Below are 17,013 nucleotides of genomic sequence, written 5' to 3'. Positions count from 1 at the left end.
CCGACGAGCTACCAGGCTGCTCCATCCCGCGTCCGTCATTGCGGGGCGCATCTTATGGTTTTTAACTGCTGATGGCAAGTCACAATTTTGATTTAGCGGCAATTTTGCAACTGACTGCTGCTTTAATCGGCAATCTGCTGCTTTATTGGCTGATCCCAACTAAATTAGCCAGCAAATGCAGCCATGAAGCGCAAAACGCACGGCGGATTTAACAAAGCTTCTGCTATAATGCGCGCCAATTTGCCAAAAGGTAGTGTATATGCAGGAATTCTGGGCCTTAACCTCGAAAGGGGTTGAAGAAGTGTTAGCCACCGAAATTAAACAACATGGCGGTGAAGTTGTAAAACTGGGTTTGGGTATGGTGCGTTTTACCGCCACGACCGAAACCGCCTATCGTTTGTGTTTATGGTCGCGGCTGGCCACCCGGATCATGCGCCAGATAGCTGCTGTGGCTATTGATGAACAAAGTGATGTTTATCAGGTCGCAAGCGGCATTGACTGGTCGCAGTATATGAAGGTGAACCAAAGTCTGGCGCTGGAGTGTGTGGGCAAACACCCAACTATCGATAACACCCAGTTTGGCGCTATGCGCGTGAAAGATGCGATTTGCGACCAATTTCGCAATAAAACCGGCGAAAGACCCAATGTGGACAGGCTGGAGCCTGATGTCCGTTTTCAGCTGAGGATGGAGCGCACCCATTTTTATTTTGCCCAGGATTTTTCCGGCCCTTCGTTACATCAGCGGGGCTATCGTAAAGAGCAGGGCGAAGCGCCTTTAAAAGAACATCTGGCGGCAGCGCTGCTGATTCGCTCCGGCTGGCAGTTTAACCAGCCGCTGCTCGACCCATTTTGTGGCTCCGGCACTTTATTAATTGAAGCGGCTTTAATGGCCCGTAATCTGGCGCCTGGTTTGAAACGCCCGCATTTTGCTTTTGAAAAACTGCAGGATTTTGACGCCTCTTTATGGCACCAGCTGCGTGCCGACGCTTTAGCGGCGCGCCGCGCTATTGAACCTGGTGTGCGTTTTATTGGTGTTGACCTCGACAGCCGCTCGCTGGAAAAAGCCCGGCAAAACGCCAACAGAGCAGGGCTCAGTGATTTAATTGAACTCAAACAAGGTGATGCCACCCAGCTTGAAGCCATTGACGGCCTGACGCCAGGTGTGATTGTCACCAACCCGCCTTATGGTGAGCGGTTAAGTGATTTACCTGCGCTTATTCCGGTGTATGCCGAATTTTCGCTTAGGTTAAAACAACATTTTGCCGGTTGGCGTTTGGCGGTTATTACCTCCAACAGCGACTTATTGCGGGCGCTGAAATTATCCAAACTGAAAAACTATAAGTTTAACAACGGTCCGCTGGAATGTGACTTTAGCTTGTTTGATCTCACCGAAAAACAGGTGCAGGTGAACAGTGCAGCGCCAGCGCAGTTTTTTGCCGAAAGTGATTCTTTTGCCAACAGACTAAAGAAAAACGTGAAGCAACTGGAAAAGTGGGCCAAACGCGAGAATATCAGCTGTTATCGTTTGTATGATGCTGATATTCCCGAATATAACGTCGCCGTTGACTGGTACGACGGTGAAGTCGTGGTGCATGAATACGCAGCGCCCGCTAATGTTGATGAGCAGATAGCACAAAAACGTTTATTTGATATTGTAAATTTAACACCCAAGGTACTGGGTATTCCGGCCGACAAAATGGTGCTGAAAGTTCGCGAAAAACAAAAAGGCAAAGAGCAGTACCAGGTGCTGGCCAAAGCCGGTCAGTACAGAGTCGTCAGCGAATATGGTGCTAAGTTCTGGGTGAACCTGCGTGATTATCTCGATACCGGTTTGTTTTTGGATCACCGTGTGACCCGTCGTGCTATTCAACAACAAAGTAAAAACAAAGCGGTGTTAAACCTGTTTGCCTACACCGGCACTGCCTCAGTGCATGCAGCCCTTGGTGGCGCTCGTAATGTCACCACTGTTGATATGTCAAACACTTACCTCGACTGGGCCAAACGCAATTTTGAATTAAATCAGCTCAGTGGCAAACAGTATCAGTTTGTACAGGACAATGTGCTGGATTGGCTTAAAGGCTGTAAAAACCAGTTTGATCTGATTTTTGTGGACCCACCCACTTTTTCCAACTCAAAACGGATGGAAGATACCTGGGATGTACAACGTGACCATGTGAAACTTTTGAATATGCTGACGACTTTGGTGGCGCCAGGCGGCAAGGTGATCTTCTCCAACAACAAACGCCGTTTTAAGCTGGACTACGACGCGCTACAACAAACCGGCTGGCAGATCAAAGATATCTCCGCTGCCAGTTTGCCGGAAGATTTTAAACGTAATGTGCATATTCATGTTTGTTTTGAACTGACACGGGCAGCCTGATGCAAGCAGTGACTTTATACAGCACCTGGGGCTGCCACTTGTGTGAAGAGGCCGAGTCGCTTCTTAAGCAGGCCGCTGTCAATTTCCAGCTGGTTGATATAGTCGACGACGAGCAGGCTTTTGCCGCATTTCGGCTGCATATTCCGGTGGTTGCAATAGAACAACAATATTTGTACTGGCCTTTTGACCTGGATGCCCTGACGGCTTTTGTCAAAACTCACAGTAATAAAGGATAAGAGTGTGGAATTATTACGTTTTCAGCAAGCGAGTTTAGCTTTTGGCACCAACCCTGTGCTGGATAAAGTGGATTTTAGTTTATTTGCCGGCGAGCGGGTGTGTTTAGTCGGCCGTAACGGTGCCGGTAAATCGACCATGCTGAAATTGCTGACCGGTCAGCAGAATTTAGATGATGGCCAGATAGTAAAACAAAACAATGTGTTATTAAGCCGGTTAGAGCAAGATCCACCGGCACGGGTGGATGTAAAAATTGCCGATTTTATCCGTGAAGGCGCCGGTGATTTAGCGCAAAAACTGCATGATTTTTATCAGTTATCTGACCATTTAAGCGAGGCAACAGATGCCCAGATGCGTCATTTTGGCGAATTACAGGCTGAATTGGACGCCCGTGACGGCTGGCAGCTGGAAGGGCGTATTTTGCAGCTTTGTGAGCAGTTTGAAATGAACCCCGAAGCGACGCTGGCGTCACTTTCAGGTGGTTGGTTACGTAAAGCGGCTTTAGCCCGTGCCTTGGTGGCAAAACCTAATATCCTGCTTTTGGATGAACCCACCAACCATTTGGATGTCGCCGCTATTCAGTGGCTGGAACAGTTTTTAATTAACTTCAGCGGCGCCATTATTTTTGTATCACACGACCGGGCTTTTATCCGCGCAGTGGCGACCCGCATTATTGATTTAGACCGTGGCACTTTAACCTCACATCCTGGCAATTACGCTGAGTATCTGGAGCGTAAACAAAAACTGCTGGAAGTTGAGCAGTCGCATAACGCCTTGTTTGATAAAAAACTGGCCGAAGAAGAAGTGTGGATCCGTCAGGGCATTAAAGCCCGCCGTACCCGTAACGAAGGCAGGGTAAGAGCGTTAAAAGAGCTGCGAAAAGAGCGGGCCGCCAGGGTTGAACAGCTGGGTAAAGTTGATTTTGCAATAGAGCAGGCGGCCAAATCAGGCAAACTGGTGTTTGAAGGCAAAAAGCTGAATTTGTCCTTTGATGGCAAAAAAGTGATGGACGATCTTGACCTGTTGCTGATGCGCGGTGACAGGGTGGCTTTGATAGGCCCAAACGGTGTCGGCAAATCCAGTTTGATCAAAGTGCTGCTGGATGAATATCAGGTGGAGTCCGGTGAAGTAAAACGCGGCACCAACTTAGAAGTCGCCTATTTTGATCAACACCGCATGGCGCTGGATTTAGATAAAACAGTGCAGGACAACGTGGCTGATGGCCGCCAGGAAATTACCCAGAACGGCAATACCCGTCATGTGCTGAGTTATTTACAAGACTTCCTGTTTCCGCCTGCGCGCGCCCGTACCCCAGTGCGCGCTTTATCAGGTGGCGAAAAAAACCGTTTATTGTTGGCTCGACTTTTTGCCAAACCAAGTAACCTGTTAATTCTCGACGAACCTACCAACGATCTGGATGTGGAAACGCTGGAGCTTTTGGAAGATATTCTGGAGCAGTATCAGGGTACTGTGATTCTGGTCAGCCACGATCGGGAATTTGTGAATAACACAGTGACCAGCTCATTGTGGTTTGCCGGCAATGGCAAAATTATTGATATCGCCGGTGACTATAACGACGTGGTTGCCTACCAGCAGCGTTATCAGCAACAAGCGAAAACTGTTGTCAAACCACAAGTTTCTGCTGAAATCAAAGCCGAACCTGTGGTACAAACTGCAGCAGCAACTTCAGCATTAAATACCAAGAAGTTATCTTATAAAGAAAAACGCGAGCTGGAATTATTGCCTGCTTTGATCGAAAGCCTGGACGCTGAACTCAGCAGCCTGCAAAGCAAAGTCAATGATCCAGATTTTTTCCGGCAAAGCGCCGAAGCCACCACAGCTATATTGAACCAATTACAGCAGACCGAGTCGAAGCTGGCGCACGCATACGAGCGTTGGGAACAATTAGAAGCATTAAACCAGCAGTAGTAGGGGATTTGAATGAAATTAACGCCTATTTTTTTCGCAATGTTACCGGCTTTATCGGTATTTGCGACTCAGGCTGAAGTCTACCAGGTTGTTGAACTTGGTCCTGTCGACGGTTACAAATCAAGTTTTTCTTCGGCAATTAATAACAGCAATCAGGCCGTAGGTACGCTCACTGGTCAATTTAATTTCCCTGTTGATTTAACTTACGTTGATTTTACCAATGCAGCTATTACAACAGCGCTGACTACTGCTGAAATTGAAGAAATCAAAAAGGGTAATGTCAATGCCAATGCCCTGACAGTGTTATTAAATTACCTGAAAATATCGGCCGGAAATTACCAGGTGCAACGTTTTACTGATGCTTACGCCAGCCGTTTAGATAATAAACAATTGCTGAAATTAAGAGAAACGGCACCAGTGCAGACCAACTATGAATATCTGACCGATATTAATGATTTGGGGCAGATTGCTGGTTATGCCAGCGCACCTTTTAGCGTGCAGAGTTTTACTCCGGCACCAACAGAAGCAACACCTAATCCGGCCGCTCAGCGACTGTGGGTCCCTCAACCAGGTTATATGTTAGGTACTGTGGTCACCAATGGTGTGACTGAAATTTTGCCACCGCTTTACACCAATTATGGTGGAGGCTTTTCAATTGCACGAGCCATCAACAATAATGGCAAAGTGGTTGGTTTTGGCAGTGTCTCTATGTCTGACACCACAATCAGTGGTATCACTGCAGCTTGTTTAGGGAAAACTGAGCCTGTTGCACTCTGTTATCACAGTATTGTCAGTAATCCGCAAAGCCTTGCCTACACAAATAATGGTCTGGTCTGGCAGTTAGACGCGAATGGCAAGCCGGGCGCGGCAGTGCAATTAGGATATCTGGGTGATAAAAATACTGGGTTACCGCATACCAGAACTGATTACCCGACAGTGCAATACAACTCCATTCCAAATGACGTGAACGATGCAGGCCTGATTGTGGGTAGTTCTATTTATACCGACAGCACGGACATTCGTTATAGTCCCTTTACATTCAGGGATGAAGTTTATACCGTCAATCAGGCCGCAGTATTTCATGGTTCTGAGGTCAAGCCGCTGCTGGATGCAAAAGAATGGGAATTCAGTAATGCGGTAGATATCAACAATAAAAACATTATTGTGGGTGTGGCGCAGCAAAAATGGTACACCTACACCCAGTCGCGGACGGCGCAAAAGCTGTTTGTTTATGACTACAATACCAAAACGGCAACATTTCCGAATGCATTGTTTGCCACAGCCAATACAGTTGTTGAAGCAATCAACGATAACAATCTGGTGGTGGGTACCACAGAAGCATTTACTGATCAGTCGTCTTCACGTCGTAATGTAGCGTTTTTGTACGACATGAGTACTGATAAATTTACCAACCTGAATACCATGCTTAAATGTAACGCCGGATATACTCTGGTTTCGGCGATGGACATTAATGAAAAGAATGTGATTCTGGCTACTGCAGTGAAAGCTGTTGATAAAAAGGATAGCCTGGGCAATGTGGTAAAAGACAGTGCAGGCAATGCGGTGCGTGAGGAAGTTGCGGTGGCTGTGCAATTAAATCCGGTGGCGGGCGGTACTATCGACAACTGCACTCCAACAGAAGATGCAGGTTACAAGCGTAAAGGCGGTAGTACAGGTGTGCTCGCTTTGTCTTTATTAGCACTGGCTGGGTTTTTACGCAGACGTGTTTTGCGTTAATGTTGTTATTATCCGTTTGTTAAACTCCCTATGTCAGATTGGTGCTGGTTGCCAGCCAACGCCAATCTGACGTACATCATCAGCGTCTGTTGATGTTGCGCTATACTCTGATAAAGAGTATAGCGCTGAACCAGTCTTGTATTCTGACCGATGTTGTGTCGCGGCTTCAAACCAAAAATTATTTTCCCACTTGTATGCTGCACTGCTATTTCGTTTTTCCGGCAGCAATTTTGTGCTTAGGTAGCTTTCCGTTTCGCCGGAGCTATTTTGTAAAAAACACAAAATGCCACTAAAACAGAAAAAAAATTTAATTTTTTTTCCATCAAATTGTAATGAAGTTCAGCCGCTTAGGTTTTGTCAAGTTTTATTCCTTTTTTCTTTGGTTGAACCTTTGTGTCACTGCGGCTATCTATTAACTACAGGCTTATTTCAGGTGACTGAAAAAGTGCTGTGCTCCAATAATACAGTTGAGGAAGACTGCCGTATGAAAAGACAAAAACGTGATCGTCTGGAACGTGCTCATGCTCAAGGTTACCGTGCTGGTGTAACAGGCCGTTCAAAAGAAATTTGTCCGTACCAGAATTTAGATGCGCGCTCGCAATGGTTAGGGGGTTACCGCGAGGCGATGGAAGACCGTGGCGTGGGGCTCTTTAGTAAAGGCCAATAATCTGATCCTTGCGAGGCCACAGGCTTCGCCCAACACAAACCCCACTGCTGTGGGGTTTGTTGCTTTTAGCACACTTGAGTGGGAAAGTGTGGGAATATCAGTTCCAGCGCCCTTGCAATTTACAAAACGCTGTGCCGGTGTCAAAGCACAATAAACAACAAAGCCCGCTATTGCGGGCTTTGTTGTTTTAAACCACTTGTTGTCGTGGTTATCGCTTAATGGCAACTTAGAAGCTTGAAGTATCCTGGAACAGGCCAACTTTTAATTCTTCAGCAGCGTAAATATCACGGCCATCCACGCTGACCACACCGTCGCCAATGCCCATAAAGAGCTTACGTTTAATGACTCGTTTCATATCGATGGTGTATGTGACCTTTTTTGCTGTTGGCAAAATCTGACCGGTAAATTTCACTTCCCCCACACCCAGAGCACGGCCTTTGCCAGGGCCACCTGACCAACCCAGGAAGAAGCCCACCAGCTGCCACATGGCGTCTAAACCCAGGCAACCAGGCATTACCGGATCACCCTGAAAGTGACAGCCAAAAAACCACAGATCAGGATTGATATCAAACTCAGCGACAATTTGCCCTTTGCCGTATTTACCACCTTCTTCTGAAATGTGTACGATACGGTCAATCATCAGCATGTTGCCAATAGGTAACTGACTGTTGCCAGGACCAAACAAACGGCCTTCGCCGCAAGCGATTAATTCTTCTTTTGTAAAGCTATTCTGAGTCATGTATGTTAAGTCCGAAAAAAATTGCCGTTCACTTTAGCGAACAGCTGTAAGCTAAACAAGTCCGATTTGTCACAATCACGACGGACAGCAGGGCATTGTTGGTAATTTTGATGACGATAGTGTGACGGGGATCAGCGCATGACAGAGCCGGGAAAAAAAACACTCAGCAACGCCGAAAAACAGCAGCGCTACCGGGAGCGGCAAAAACAGTCCGGGCGCAAAGAACTCAGGGGCTATTTGTCGCCTGAAGCCTTAGCCTGCTACGAAGAAATTCAGCAAAAAACCCAGTGGAATGACAGTTTGCTGCTCAGTAACGCCATCCGGCTGATGTATGCCGCCCATAAACTGGGGCAGGTGGGTCTGTTAAACGGCTGGTTAAACGATCACCAGCGTTAACACACCGCAGCAGCATATTATGATGGCCTTTGTATGGAATTCCGTTTAGTTGCGGTAAGTTTGGGTTAACTCAATGCGTTGCTTTGACGTATAATGCCGGCAACTTTTTTTGTAGTGACAGGCCCAGCATGATCTTATTTGTCCGCGATTTAACAGTGATTGATTTTTCCTACCTTTGTCAGCAGCGTGGCCTGCTTGGTGAAAGTTATATCGTGGATGTTGAGTTGCACGGTGAACTGAATGCCACTTCTATGGTGTTTGATTTTGGTCACGTCAAAAAAGTGATTAAAAAAGCCATCGACAGTCTGGTTGATCACAAACTGGCGTATCCGGCTGCGGCAGATTGTTTGGTGCAACAGCAGCAAGACGATACCCATATATTGCAGTGGCATAGTGCCCGCGGTTTGATTCAGATCGCCTCACCTGCAGAGGCGCATGTAGCCATTCCCGGCCATGTCATTGATGAGCAAAGTGTCGCGCTCTTTTTAACGGAGCAAATTACGCCTTTATTGCCGGACAATGTGACAGCGCTGAAATTTCAGCTTAGAACAGAGCGCAGCAATAGCTTTTATTACCACTACAGCCATGGGCTGAAAAAACATGATGGGAACTGTCAGCGTATTGCACACGGTCACCGTTCGACGATTGAAATTTATCAAAATGGCATGCTGTCACCCAGACTGAATAAATACTGGACAGAACGCTGGCAGGACATTTATTTAGGTACCAGCGAAGATTTAGTCACGCCTGACAAGCTGCAATTTATTAAAGCCGCTGCGCAAGATCACAGTTTCCGTTATCAGGCGCCGCAGGGGTGGTTTGAAATCAGCTTGCCACAAAACCACTGTGAAATTGTACCTTGTGATACCACAGTTGAATGTCTGGCTGATTATATTGCCGGCCAGTTGCAGCAAATGGAGGCTGCCGACTACAAAGTTGTGGCGTATGAAGGGGTTGGTAAAGGCGCTATCGCCTTTAGCTAACGCCTTTTTTCGTCTGTTTTACAACATAACGCCGGCTTTAAGCCGGCGTTATGTTTTTTATCGCAACGATCTTCTTTGTCAGGCGCTTGTCATTTCTGGCAGGGTTTCCGGCGTTGTTTTTAACAACGAAGCCTGTTTTAGCCAAGCTGATGCAACAGTGTCGTTGTCAACTTCCAGCATGGCCACTACCTGTGGCGCTTCACAAACTTCCAATTGCAGCTTTAACAACCGCTGTTGCCGGAACAGATGTAACTCTAAATGTGAGCCAAGCGGATGGCGGCTTAACATGGCCTGAAAGTTTTTGTCGTTGGCTTTTAGTCCGGCCACAGCAATCAATAAGTCACCTGCCATCAGGCCTGCGGCTGATGCCGCTGAACCTTCCGCCACTGCGGTAATTTGCAAGCCCTCGTTATTGCTTTGGTATAAAGCGCCAAAGGCTCTGGGGGCGCCACTCTGAGCTTTACCGGATAAATCCTGTGGCGAATGAGCACCGCGCCAGTCAAGCTTCACTCCAAGTTTTTGCAGTGATTCACCAAGCGGCAACACGTCAGGGTGTTCAACCCAACGGCGTACTTTTTCAGTCAGGCCCGGGTTTTGACTATACAGCATCAGCTGTTGCCAGAAATCCTGCTCTTCACTGCCAAGACCCGACACGCCAAAGGCATGCCAGCACTGCTGCATTAATGCATCGAGGCTGAGTCCGGATGCCCTGAGCTCAGCATCCAGGCAAAGCGCCACCAGGCTGCCTTTGGCGTAATAACTAACCACAGCGTTGATCGCATTTTCATCTTGCTGATAAAACTTGGTCCAGGCGCTGAAACTGCTTTCTGCCAGACTTTGCCTGCTGTTGCTGGGGGCGCGGCTGACCCGGCTGATGGTTTTAGCCAAAGTGTTCAGATATTGACTGGCGTCGGTAATGCCGGCTCGCACCAGCGCTAAATCGTCGTAATAGGAGGTAAATCCTTCATATAACCACAGCTGGGAGGTGTATTGTTCGGCCTGCAACTGATATTGCAGGAAGCTTGCAGGCTTAGCCCTTTTTACCCACCAGGTGTGGAAGTATTCATGCGAGCACAAGGCCAGATAATTCTGATAGTCGTCGCTTAGTTCATCCGGCTGCTGTGGATTGGGTAAATCGTATCTGCTTAACAGCAACAAAGTGGAATTGTGATGCTCAAGCCCACCATAACCATTGTCGACCACCCAGTTTAAAAACCAATATTCGGTTAAATCTGCTGGTAAAGCACCAAAAAGGGCAATTTGCTGGGCACAAACCGGCGCGAGGTCGCGCTTGACTCTGTCTAAATCGGCGAGCACTGCGCCAGCGTACACCTGATAATGCCGCACACCTTCAAGGTCAAATGAGGTCATCGTCAGCTTGCCGAGCAACAGTGGGCTGTCAATCAGCTGCAAATAATTATCGGCCAGGTATTCACCAAAACCTAAAAGCTCTGTGCCTTGCGCGCGCTTTAAGCCGGTGGCGCAGTGCCAGTCCGGTTTACCTTGCACCTTTGCCATCACGAGCTGATGTGGACGTTCCGTTAAACCGGTCACTGCCAGACAACAAGCAGCCGGGTTCAGCACCGCCACTTCGTCATTGATGTAACAGGCGCGCACCGACAAATCGTAAGCATAAACCCGGTAGCTGACAGTTACCGGCTTTGCATTGTGCTTGAGTTGCCAGCTGTGTTTATCGTGAGCATGTATCTCAAGCTCACCCAGGCTGTCTTTGGCACTGATGGCAACCACATGCCTGGCAAAATTACGGATAAGATAACTGCCCGGGATCCATGCCGGCATCGACAACAACACAGGCTCGGTATTGGGTGGGGTAAAACTTAAAGTGACATCTAAATAATGTGCGGTGATATCCGCTATTGAAAAGTGGAAAGCAACCTTGTCCATCACTTATACTCGGCCAACAATAAAAGTGCCAAGTATACCCAAAAGCATCATTGAAGGATCTGAAATGGCTGAAGAAACAATTTTTAGTAAAATTATCCGCCGCGAAATTGCCACCGAGTTGTTATATCAGGATGAACTGGTGACTGCTTTTCGTGATATTCATCCAAGAGCACCAACTCATATTCTGATAGTGCCAAATGTGCTGATCCCAACGGTCAATGATGTTGAGCCTCAGCATGAAGCCGCGCTTGGCCGAATGTTCACTGTAGCCCGTAAATTGGCCGCTGATGCCGGGATCAGTGAAAAGGGCTACCGGCTTATTATGAATTGCAATAGTCATGGTGGCCAGGAGGTCTATCATATTCATATGCACCTGGTTGGCGGTCAGCCGCTTGGCCCCATGCTGGCGCGTTAAACACACCTTTTTTACAGACTGGCTGCCGGCGCGGTTGGCTTTTGGCAAAAAGCTCACTAAAATCCGCGCCTTTTGCGCTCTTGTTCCGAGGTCTTCCGATGTCAAATGATGCTCAGGTGGCAATTCGAACCGAATATGCCGTTACCCGTGTGACCAAAACAGTTTTTCCTGGCCGTACCAATCACCACAATACCTTATTTGGTGGTGAAGCTTTGGCCTGGATGGATGAAGCCGCTTTTATTGCTGCCACCCGTTTTTGCCGTAAACCACTGGTCACAGTGTCTTCTGACAGAGTGGACTTTAAAGAATCTATTCCGGCCGGCACTATTATTGAGCTGGTAGCCAGAATTGAACATGTGGGTCGCACCAGTATCAGGGTGAATGTGGATATATTTGTCGAGAATATGTATAGCGACGACCAGCACAAAGCCATCTCTGGTACCTTTACCTTTGTGGCCTTAGGGCCGGATCGCAAGCCAACCCCTGTGCTGGGTTGATCTGCCTCTTGTAGTTTGTCAGGCTCGGCGTTAAAGTGGTTTGACCAATCAAAACGACCTTAACCAAGAGCCTGCATAATGAAAACTATAGAGCAATGGCTGGCAGAATATGCCGAGAGTCATCAAAACCCCACTAATAAAAAAATTCACTTTCTGGCGGTGCCACTGATTTACCTGACCGTCTTTGGTTTACTTTGGCAAATTCCAATGCCACTGCAGGGTTTTGCCGAACAACAAATCAATTGGCCTTTATTAATTTGTTTGCCGGTGCTTGGTTTTTATTTCAGTTTGTCTTTTGCCATAGGCATTGGTATGACTATTTTCAGTGCTGCCATTGTGCTGTTTTTGCGCTGGTTTGAGTCGGCGGTGATGGTGGATGTCTGGCTGGCGTCTTTAGTGCTTTTTGTGCTGATGTGGATTTTGCAGTTTATCGGCCACCATATTGAAGGAAAAAAACCGTCATTTTTTAAAGATCTGCAGTTTTTACTGATAGGCCCGGCCTGGATTTTGGCTTTTGTGCTGCGCCGTTTTGGCATCCGTTATTAAATTTCTGCTTTACCGGACTTTTCATCCGGGCCTTCGGAACCAGAGTTCCCGTTTTGCCTGCTGCAACTTCCACTGTTGCTTGCGACGAAGCGGGATCCGTCTGAGTTTAACGTTTAAGGGCAACACCGCATCTTTGATATAATCCGCCTTGTTCTGTTTTCCCTGTCAGCTCCGGGTACTTAGTTTGCACAAAATTTTTGAAGACCGTCATCGCCAGTTTTGGATCCTGCATACCTTAGGCTGGCTTGGTTTTGCTGTGGTCGGTTATTTAGGCTCGTTGTTTCAGGAAATGCGCGAAGCTTACATCTTTGTGGTGGTGCTGGATGCTTATGCCGGCTGGCTACTGTCTATTCCGATGCGTTATGCCTATCAGCGTATCTGGCACTGGGCACCTTGGAAAATGGTGTTATCTATTTTGGCCATGGCCTTTGTGTTGTCCTGCATCTGGACTGTGGTGAAAAACTTTAATTATTGGGAAATTTATCGTCATGGTTACCGGCCGGACGACTGGATCCAGTATTTCCGCCAGGCCTCGGTTGGTTTTTATGTGATGCTTAGCTGGAGTGGTTTGTATTTTGGTATCCGTTATTACCAAACCCTGCAGCTGGAAAAACAAAAACTGCTGACGGCGTCGAACAAAGCCCATGAAGCACAGCTAAAAATGCTGCGTTATCAGCTCAATCCGCATTTTTTATTTAACACCCTAAACGCAGTGTCAACGCTGGTGTTGATCAACGAAGCGGAAACGGCCAACAAAATGCTGAGCCGGCTCAGTGATTTTTTACGTTATTCACTTTATAAAGACCCGATAAACAAGGTGGCACTGCAGCAGGAAATTTATGCCGCCAACTTGTATCTGGAAATTGAAAAAGTCCGGTTTTCCGAACGACTCAACATTGAATTTGATATTGCCGAAAATACCCAGCAGGCCTTGGTGCCGAGCCTGATTTTGCAACCTTTGGTTGAAAATGCCATTAAATATGCGGTGGCAAGACAAAGTAGTGGTGGACTGATCAGTATCAAAGCCCGTAAGTTTGGTCATGATTTATTAATTGAAGTTGCCGATAACGGCCCGGGCATGCCGCAGCAACCCGACACAGCCCCTGATGGCGGCGGTGTTGGTTTGGTCAATACCCGTGAGCGGCTGGCAGCTTTGTATGATAAAAACTTTTCGCTGGTGCTGACACCAAATCAGCCAAAAGGCGTAAAGGTGAATATCCGGATCCCGTTTGAGGTGGAACATAACGATGAAAAACTTGCTTAAAGTCGTAGTTGTAGATGATGAGCCCCTGGCCCGTAAAGGCATGCTGATGCGTCTGGCCGCTTTTGCCGAGTTGCAGGTGGTGGCCGAGTGTAATAACGGTTTATCTGCAGTTGAAGCTATCCGCGACTTAGCGCCGGATGTGGTGTTCCTGGATGTTGAAATGCCAGAGCTGGATGGTTTTGGTGTGTTAAAAATGCTGCAACAGCAAAACGTCGAGCTGCCTTATATTATTTTTGTTACAGCTTTTGATCAGTATGCGCTAAACGCCTTTGAAGTCAGTGCTGTGGACTATGTATTAAAGCCGGTGGAAGGCGAGCGTCTGGCGGCAGCTGTGGAAAAGCTGCTGAAAGTCGTAGAAGCCAAAGACGATCATAAACACAAAGGTCAGTTGGCGCAGGCTGTGGCCAAACTGACTGGCGAAGATGCCACTGAAATTCTGCAACGGCTGGATCAGGAAGAGCCTGTGATGAATGACCGCTTCCCTGAAGCCATCAGTATTAAAGACAGTGGTGAAATTACCCGGGTGCCGGTACTCAATATCGATTGGGTAGACGCCGCCGGTGACTATATGTGTATCCATACCAAAGACGGTCAAACCCATATTTTACGCCGCACCATGAAAGAGCTGGAGCAGGAACTGGATCCACGTCAGTTTGTACGGGTGCATCGCTCTGCCATTGTCAACGTCAACACCATCGCCAAGTTGCAGATGCTGGCCAATGGTGAACATCAGCTGATGCTAACCAATGGTCAGGCGGTAAAAGTCAGCCGCAGTTACAAAGACAGAGTAAAAACTGTGTTTAGCGCCTGAAATGCGGTGAGTTTAAACCTGCGAACTCTCTAAGCGTATCAGGCTTAGACAAACAAAAAACCGGCTTTGATGCCGGTTTTTTATTGGTATGGTTTAAGGATGCCAGATAGAACAATGATTTTTTAGGGCTTAGGACAGAGCATAAAAATCATTTGGAGCGTCAAAACACCAGCTTAGTTTTGTGGTTCGCTTTGCTGCAACATCTGTTGTTGCCATTTCAGTAGATAGGGATCGGCCTGCTTTTTTTTGTCGCCGGTGAGTACCAGCGGATATAACACCGCCTGCCCAGCCTGTTCGCCAGCCATCATCATATGGGCATTGCCTTCGAGCAGTTGTTCAATGGCAAAGGCGCCAAGTTTTGTGGCTAAAATCCGGTCTGATCCCACAGGACTGCCGCCGCGCTGCAGATGACCCAGTACACAGGCACGGCATTCGGTGCCGGAGCGGGCGGTTATTTCTGCCGCCAGCGCCTGGGCTCCGGCCGGATACATAGTTTCGGCCATCACAATAATGTAACTGCCGGCACCAAAATCCCGTTTTAACTGACTGATGTCCTGTAATAGATCATCAAGGTCAACTTTATCACCATACTCAGGGCAGATGATTTGTTCGGCCCCCCCTGCAATGCCAGCGGCAAGGGCCAGATAACCGGTATGACGACCCATCACTTCCACTAAAAACGTACGTTCAAATGCATCGGCGGTGTCGCGAATTTTGTCGATGGCATCCAGTGCGGTGTCAAGGGCAGTGGCAAAACCTATGGTAAAGTCGGTGCCGTCCACATCATTGTCGATGGTGCCGGGAATTCCAACAATCTGACCACGATAAAAAGCCGAAATGGCCTGACAACCGCGGAAACTGCCATCACCGCCAATCACTATCAGCGCGTCAATAGAGAGCTGATGCAAAATATCAGCAGCCTGCGCTGCGCCACCCGCTTGTAGCAGCTGTTTACAGCGTGCACTTTTCAATATGGTGCCCCCCAGCTGGATGATATGTAGCACATCGGCTTTTTCCAGCCTGACGTAGTCCTGCTGATAAATACCATTAAAACCATGGCGAAAACCTATGATTTCAAGGCCGGCAGCTTCGGCACTCAGCACCACTGCACGTAAAGCTGCATTCATACCGGGAGCGTCGCCGCCTGACGTTAAAATGCCGATCCGTTTTATGTTTTGTGTCATACATTGCTCCAAAATGGGTGGGCAAAAGTGCTTGGTGATAAAGCAAGCATAGCTATTGATTATGCACCTATGTCAGCACAAGGTTATTGATGCAACACAAAAATCAGCAAGAAGTTAGTTAAGTTGTGTTTCAGCGCAAAGGCCGCGGCTTTAACGAAAAAGCCGCGACAGCACAGCAAAAAACAGCGAAAATAGCGCTCCTGCAGTTGTACCTGAATTCTTAGGATTAAGTTATGCATCAAGCATCGGGCAAAAGCCTGACCGGTTTTATTCTTGCGCTGACCACCGCAGTGTTATGGGGCATGTTACCCATAGCACTAAAAGTTGTGCTGACAGAACTTTCCGCCAATACCATTACCTGGGTGCGTTTTTTAGTGGCCGCCATTTTTGTGGTGCTGGTGCTGTGGAAACAACAGAATTTACCTAAGCTTGGCAAACTCAAAGGCAAAGCGCGCACCCTGATGCTGATCGCTGTTGTCGGTTTGTTGTCCAATTACATTTTATATTTGATGGGGCTTAATTTACTGACCGCCGAGACGGCGCAGGTGGTAATTCAGCTGGCGCCATTTTTGATGATGCTCGGCGGAATTTTTATTTTCCGCGAACGTTTGTTGTTATGGCAAAAAATTGGTGCAGCTACTTTAGTTGCCGGTTTATTGTTGTTTTTTAATGACAGATTGTTGTTATTAGTCACAGAGCTTGGTCAGGACAGCTTTGGCATTTTGCTGGTAATCATTGCTGCTTTTACCTGGGCTGCTTATGCCTTAGCGCAAAAACAGTTATTGATGCACTTTAACTCGCAACAAATTATGGCCTTTATTTATGTGGCTGGTGCTTTGTGTTTTTTACCTGTCATTGATATTGCGCCCGTGTTTGAGTTGTCGTTATTACACTGGGCTTTGTTGTTATTCTGTTGTTTAAATACCATAGTGGCCTACGGCGCTTTTGCTGAAGCGCTGGAACACTGGGAAGCGTCGAAAGTCAGTGCAGTGCTGGCAATTACACCTTTGTTAACCATTTTATTTGCCAATTTGGCCGCCTGGTTATGGCCGGAGGCACCTAAACCTGAGGCTCTGAATTTGTTGGCGATATTGGGTGCTGTGCTGGTGGTGTGTGGCTCTGCAGTCACTGCGCTGGCACCTGTGCTCAAACAGTGGCGGCAGGAGCGGGCGGCGGCATAAGCACAGCTTTGTCTATGAACGCTGTTGTTTAACGGTGACCAGGCAAAATAAAGCTTAAAATTTGCTGTTAAAAAAACCACCGCAAGCGGTTAATGCCGATCAGATAAGAAAATTTCAGATCGGTTGACCGATCCAGTGGCTGATG

General features: G+C 47.6%; 16 protein-coding genes. 13 read left to right on the top strand and 3 right to left on the bottom strand.

Going from position 1 to position 17,013, the window contains the following annotated elements:
* The first annotated feature begins 259 nt into the window (after positions 1-259).
* The 5 genes from rlmKL to rmf all read left to right on the top strand — a co-directional run bounded on the left by rlmKL (position 260) and on the right by rmf (position 6,947).
* Positions 260-2,380, top strand: a complete 2,121-nt coding sequence (gene rlmKL, locus V7P87_RS16485) for a bifunctional 23S rRNA (guanine(2069)-N(7))-methyltransferase RlmK/23S rRNA (guanine(2445)-N(2))-methyltransferase RlmL (RefSeq protein WP_333798413.1) — start codon at positions 260-262, stop codon at positions 2,378-2,380.
* On the top strand, positions 2,380-2,616 hold the full coding sequence (locus V7P87_RS16480; protein ID WP_333798412.1) for a glutaredoxin family protein: 237 nt from the start codon (positions 2,380-2,382) through the stop codon (positions 2,614-2,616). The genes rlmKL and V7P87_RS16480 overlap by 1 nt, the downstream gene beginning before the upstream one ends.
* Before the next feature lie 4 nt (positions 2,617-2,620).
* Positions 2,621-4,543: an ATP-binding cassette ATPase Uup gene (gene uup, locus V7P87_RS16475; protein WP_333798411.1), complete on the top strand. Its 1,923-nt coding sequence runs from the start codon at positions 2,621-2,623 to the stop codon at positions 4,541-4,543.
* A gap of 12 nt (positions 4,544-4,555) precedes the next feature.
* Complete coding sequence (locus tag V7P87_RS16470) at positions 4,556-6,280, top strand: DUF3466 family protein (RefSeq protein WP_333798410.1); 1,725 nt, start codon at positions 4,556-4,558, stop codon at positions 6,278-6,280.
* Positions 6,281-6,563: 283 nt separating this feature from the next.
* Positions 6,564-6,947, top strand: coding sequence for a ribosome modulation factor (gene rmf, locus V7P87_RS16765; protein ID WP_442967983.1), 384 nt, complete (start codon positions 6,564-6,566; stop codon positions 6,945-6,947).
* 226 nt (positions 6,948-7,173) lie between these two features.
* Here rmf and fabA read toward each other — a convergent pair whose 3' ends face one another.
* Positions 7,174-7,686, bottom strand: coding sequence for a 3-hydroxyacyl-[acyl-carrier-protein] dehydratase FabA (gene fabA / locus V7P87_RS16460; protein WP_296298758.1), 513 nt, complete (start codon positions 7,684-7,686; stop codon positions 7,174-7,176).
* 138 nt (positions 7,687-7,824) lie between these two features.
* On the opposite strand from fabA, the gene V7P87_RS16455 reads away from it, so the two are divergent.
* Together V7P87_RS16455 and V7P87_RS16450 are read left to right on the top strand one after the other, a co-directional pair.
* Positions 7,825-8,082, top strand: coding sequence for a hypothetical protein (locus tag V7P87_RS16455; protein WP_333798409.1), 258 nt, complete (start codon positions 7,825-7,827; stop codon positions 8,080-8,082).
* Between the two features lie 128 nt (positions 8,083-8,210).
* Positions 8,211-9,065, top strand: a complete 855-nt coding sequence (locus V7P87_RS16450) for a 6-pyruvoyl trahydropterin synthase family protein (protein WP_333798408.1) — start codon at positions 8,211-8,213, stop codon at positions 9,063-9,065.
* A 78-nt stretch (positions 9,066-9,143) separates the two neighbouring features.
* On the opposite strand, the gene V7P87_RS16445 is transcribed toward V7P87_RS16450, so the two are convergent.
* Positions 9,144-10,970: a M61 family metallopeptidase gene (locus V7P87_RS16445; RefSeq protein WP_333798407.1), complete on the bottom strand. Its 1,827-nt coding sequence runs from the start codon at positions 10,968-10,970 to the stop codon at positions 9,144-9,146.
* Between the two features lie 64 nt (positions 10,971-11,034).
* Here V7P87_RS16445 and hinT point away from each other — a divergent pair, with 64 nt between their 5' ends.
* The 5 genes from hinT to V7P87_RS16420 all read left to right on the top strand — a co-directional run bounded on the left by hinT (position 11,035) and on the right by V7P87_RS16420 (position 14,503).
* On the top strand, positions 11,035-11,385 hold the full coding sequence (hinT, locus tag V7P87_RS16440) for a purine nucleoside phosphoramidase (protein WP_260656432.1): 351 nt from the start codon (positions 11,035-11,037) through the stop codon (positions 11,383-11,385).
* Positions 11,386-11,483: 98 nt separating this feature from the next.
* Positions 11,484-11,882, top strand: coding sequence for an acyl-CoA thioesterase (locus V7P87_RS16435; RefSeq protein WP_260656433.1), 399 nt, complete (start codon positions 11,484-11,486; stop codon positions 11,880-11,882).
* Between the two features lie 78 nt (positions 11,883-11,960).
* Positions 11,961-12,428 carry an Mpo1 family 2-hydroxy fatty acid dioxygenase gene (locus V7P87_RS16430; RefSeq protein WP_333798406.1) on the top strand — a complete coding sequence of 156 codons (468 nt, stop codon included), beginning with the start codon at positions 11,961-11,963 and terminating at the stop codon, positions 12,426-12,428.
* A 184-nt stretch (positions 12,429-12,612) separates the two neighbouring features.
* Entirely contained in the window at positions 12,613-13,692 is a 1,080-nt protein-coding gene (locus tag V7P87_RS16425) for a sensor histidine kinase (RefSeq protein WP_333798405.1), read from the top strand.
* Complete coding sequence (locus tag V7P87_RS16420; RefSeq protein ID WP_333798404.1) at positions 13,676-14,503, top strand: LytR/AlgR family response regulator transcription factor; 828 nt, start codon at positions 13,676-13,678, stop codon at positions 14,501-14,503. The genes V7P87_RS16425 and V7P87_RS16420 overlap by 17 nt, the downstream gene beginning before the upstream one ends.
* A 173-nt stretch (positions 14,504-14,676) precedes the next feature.
* Here V7P87_RS16420 and V7P87_RS16415 read toward each other — a convergent pair whose 3' ends face one another.
* The gene (locus V7P87_RS16415) at positions 14,677-15,687 is read right to left on the bottom strand and encodes an ATP-dependent 6-phosphofructokinase (RefSeq protein WP_333798403.1); all 1,011 of its coding nucleotides are present in this window, start codon (positions 15,685-15,687) and stop codon (positions 14,677-14,679) included.
* Between the two features lie 233 nt (positions 15,688-15,920).
* Here V7P87_RS16415 and V7P87_RS16410 point away from each other — a divergent pair, with 233 nt between their 5' ends.
* Complete coding sequence (locus tag V7P87_RS16410) at positions 15,921-16,868, top strand: DMT family transporter (protein WP_333798402.1); 948 nt, start codon at positions 15,921-15,923, stop codon at positions 16,866-16,868.
* The last annotated feature ends 145 nt before the right edge of the window (positions 16,869-17,013 follow it).

This window comes from Rheinheimera sp. (genome assembly GCF_036782235.1).
GTDB lineage: Bacteria > Pseudomonadota > Gammaproteobacteria > Enterobacterales > Alteromonadaceae > Pararheinheimera.
This window is presented reverse-complemented; position numbering and strand designations above follow the sequence as displayed.

What these genes read in the sequence shown, in the direction of transcription:
- fabA (WP_296298758.1), bottom strand. Translation starts at nt 7,686, where the DNA reads ATGACTCAGAATAGCTTTACAAAAGAAGAATTAATCGCTTGCGGCGAA.
- V7P87_RS16480 (WP_333798412.1), top strand. Translation starts at nt 2,380, where the DNA reads ATGCAAGCAGTGACTTTATACAGCACCTGGGGCTGCCACTTGTGTGAA.
- V7P87_RS16470 (WP_333798410.1), top strand. Translation starts at nt 4,556, where the DNA reads ATGAAATTAACGCCTATTTTTTTCGCAATGTTACCGGCTTTATCGGTA.
- V7P87_RS16410 (WP_333798402.1), top strand. Translation starts at nt 15,921, where the DNA reads ATGCATCAAGCATCGGGCAAAAGCCTGACCGGTTTTATTCTTGCGCTG.
- V7P87_RS16420 (WP_333798404.1), top strand. Translation starts at nt 13,676, where the DNA reads ATGAAAAACTTGCTTAAAGTCGTAGTTGTAGATGATGAGCCCCTGGCC.
- V7P87_RS16455 (WP_333798409.1), top strand. Translation starts at nt 7,825, where the DNA reads ATGACAGAGCCGGGAAAAAAAACACTCAGCAACGCCGAAAAACAGCAG.
- V7P87_RS16430 (WP_333798406.1), top strand. Translation starts at nt 11,961, where the DNA reads ATGAAAACTATAGAGCAATGGCTGGCAGAATATGCCGAGAGTCATCAA.
- V7P87_RS16450 (WP_333798408.1), top strand. Translation starts at nt 8,211, where the DNA reads ATGATCTTATTTGTCCGCGATTTAACAGTGATTGATTTTTCCTACCTT.
- V7P87_RS16415 (WP_333798403.1), bottom strand. Translation starts at nt 15,687, where the DNA reads ATGACACAAAACATAAAACGGATCGGCATTTTAACGTCAGGCGGCGAC.
- V7P87_RS16435 (WP_260656433.1), top strand. Translation starts at nt 11,484, where the DNA reads ATGTCAAATGATGCTCAGGTGGCAATTCGAACCGAATATGCCGTTACC.
- V7P87_RS16445 (WP_333798407.1), bottom strand. Translation starts at nt 10,970, where the DNA reads ATGGACAAGGTTGCTTTCCACTTTTCAATAGCGGATATCACCGCACAT.
- rmf (WP_442967983.1), top strand. Translation starts at nt 6,564, where the DNA reads ATGCCACTAAAACAGAAAAAAAATTTAATTTTTTTTCCATCAAATTGT.
- hinT (WP_260656432.1), top strand. Translation starts at nt 11,035, where the DNA reads ATGGCTGAAGAAACAATTTTTAGTAAAATTATCCGCCGCGAAATTGCC.
- rlmKL (WP_333798413.1), top strand. Translation starts at nt 260, where the DNA reads ATGCAGGAATTCTGGGCCTTAACCTCGAAAGGGGTTGAAGAAGTGTTA.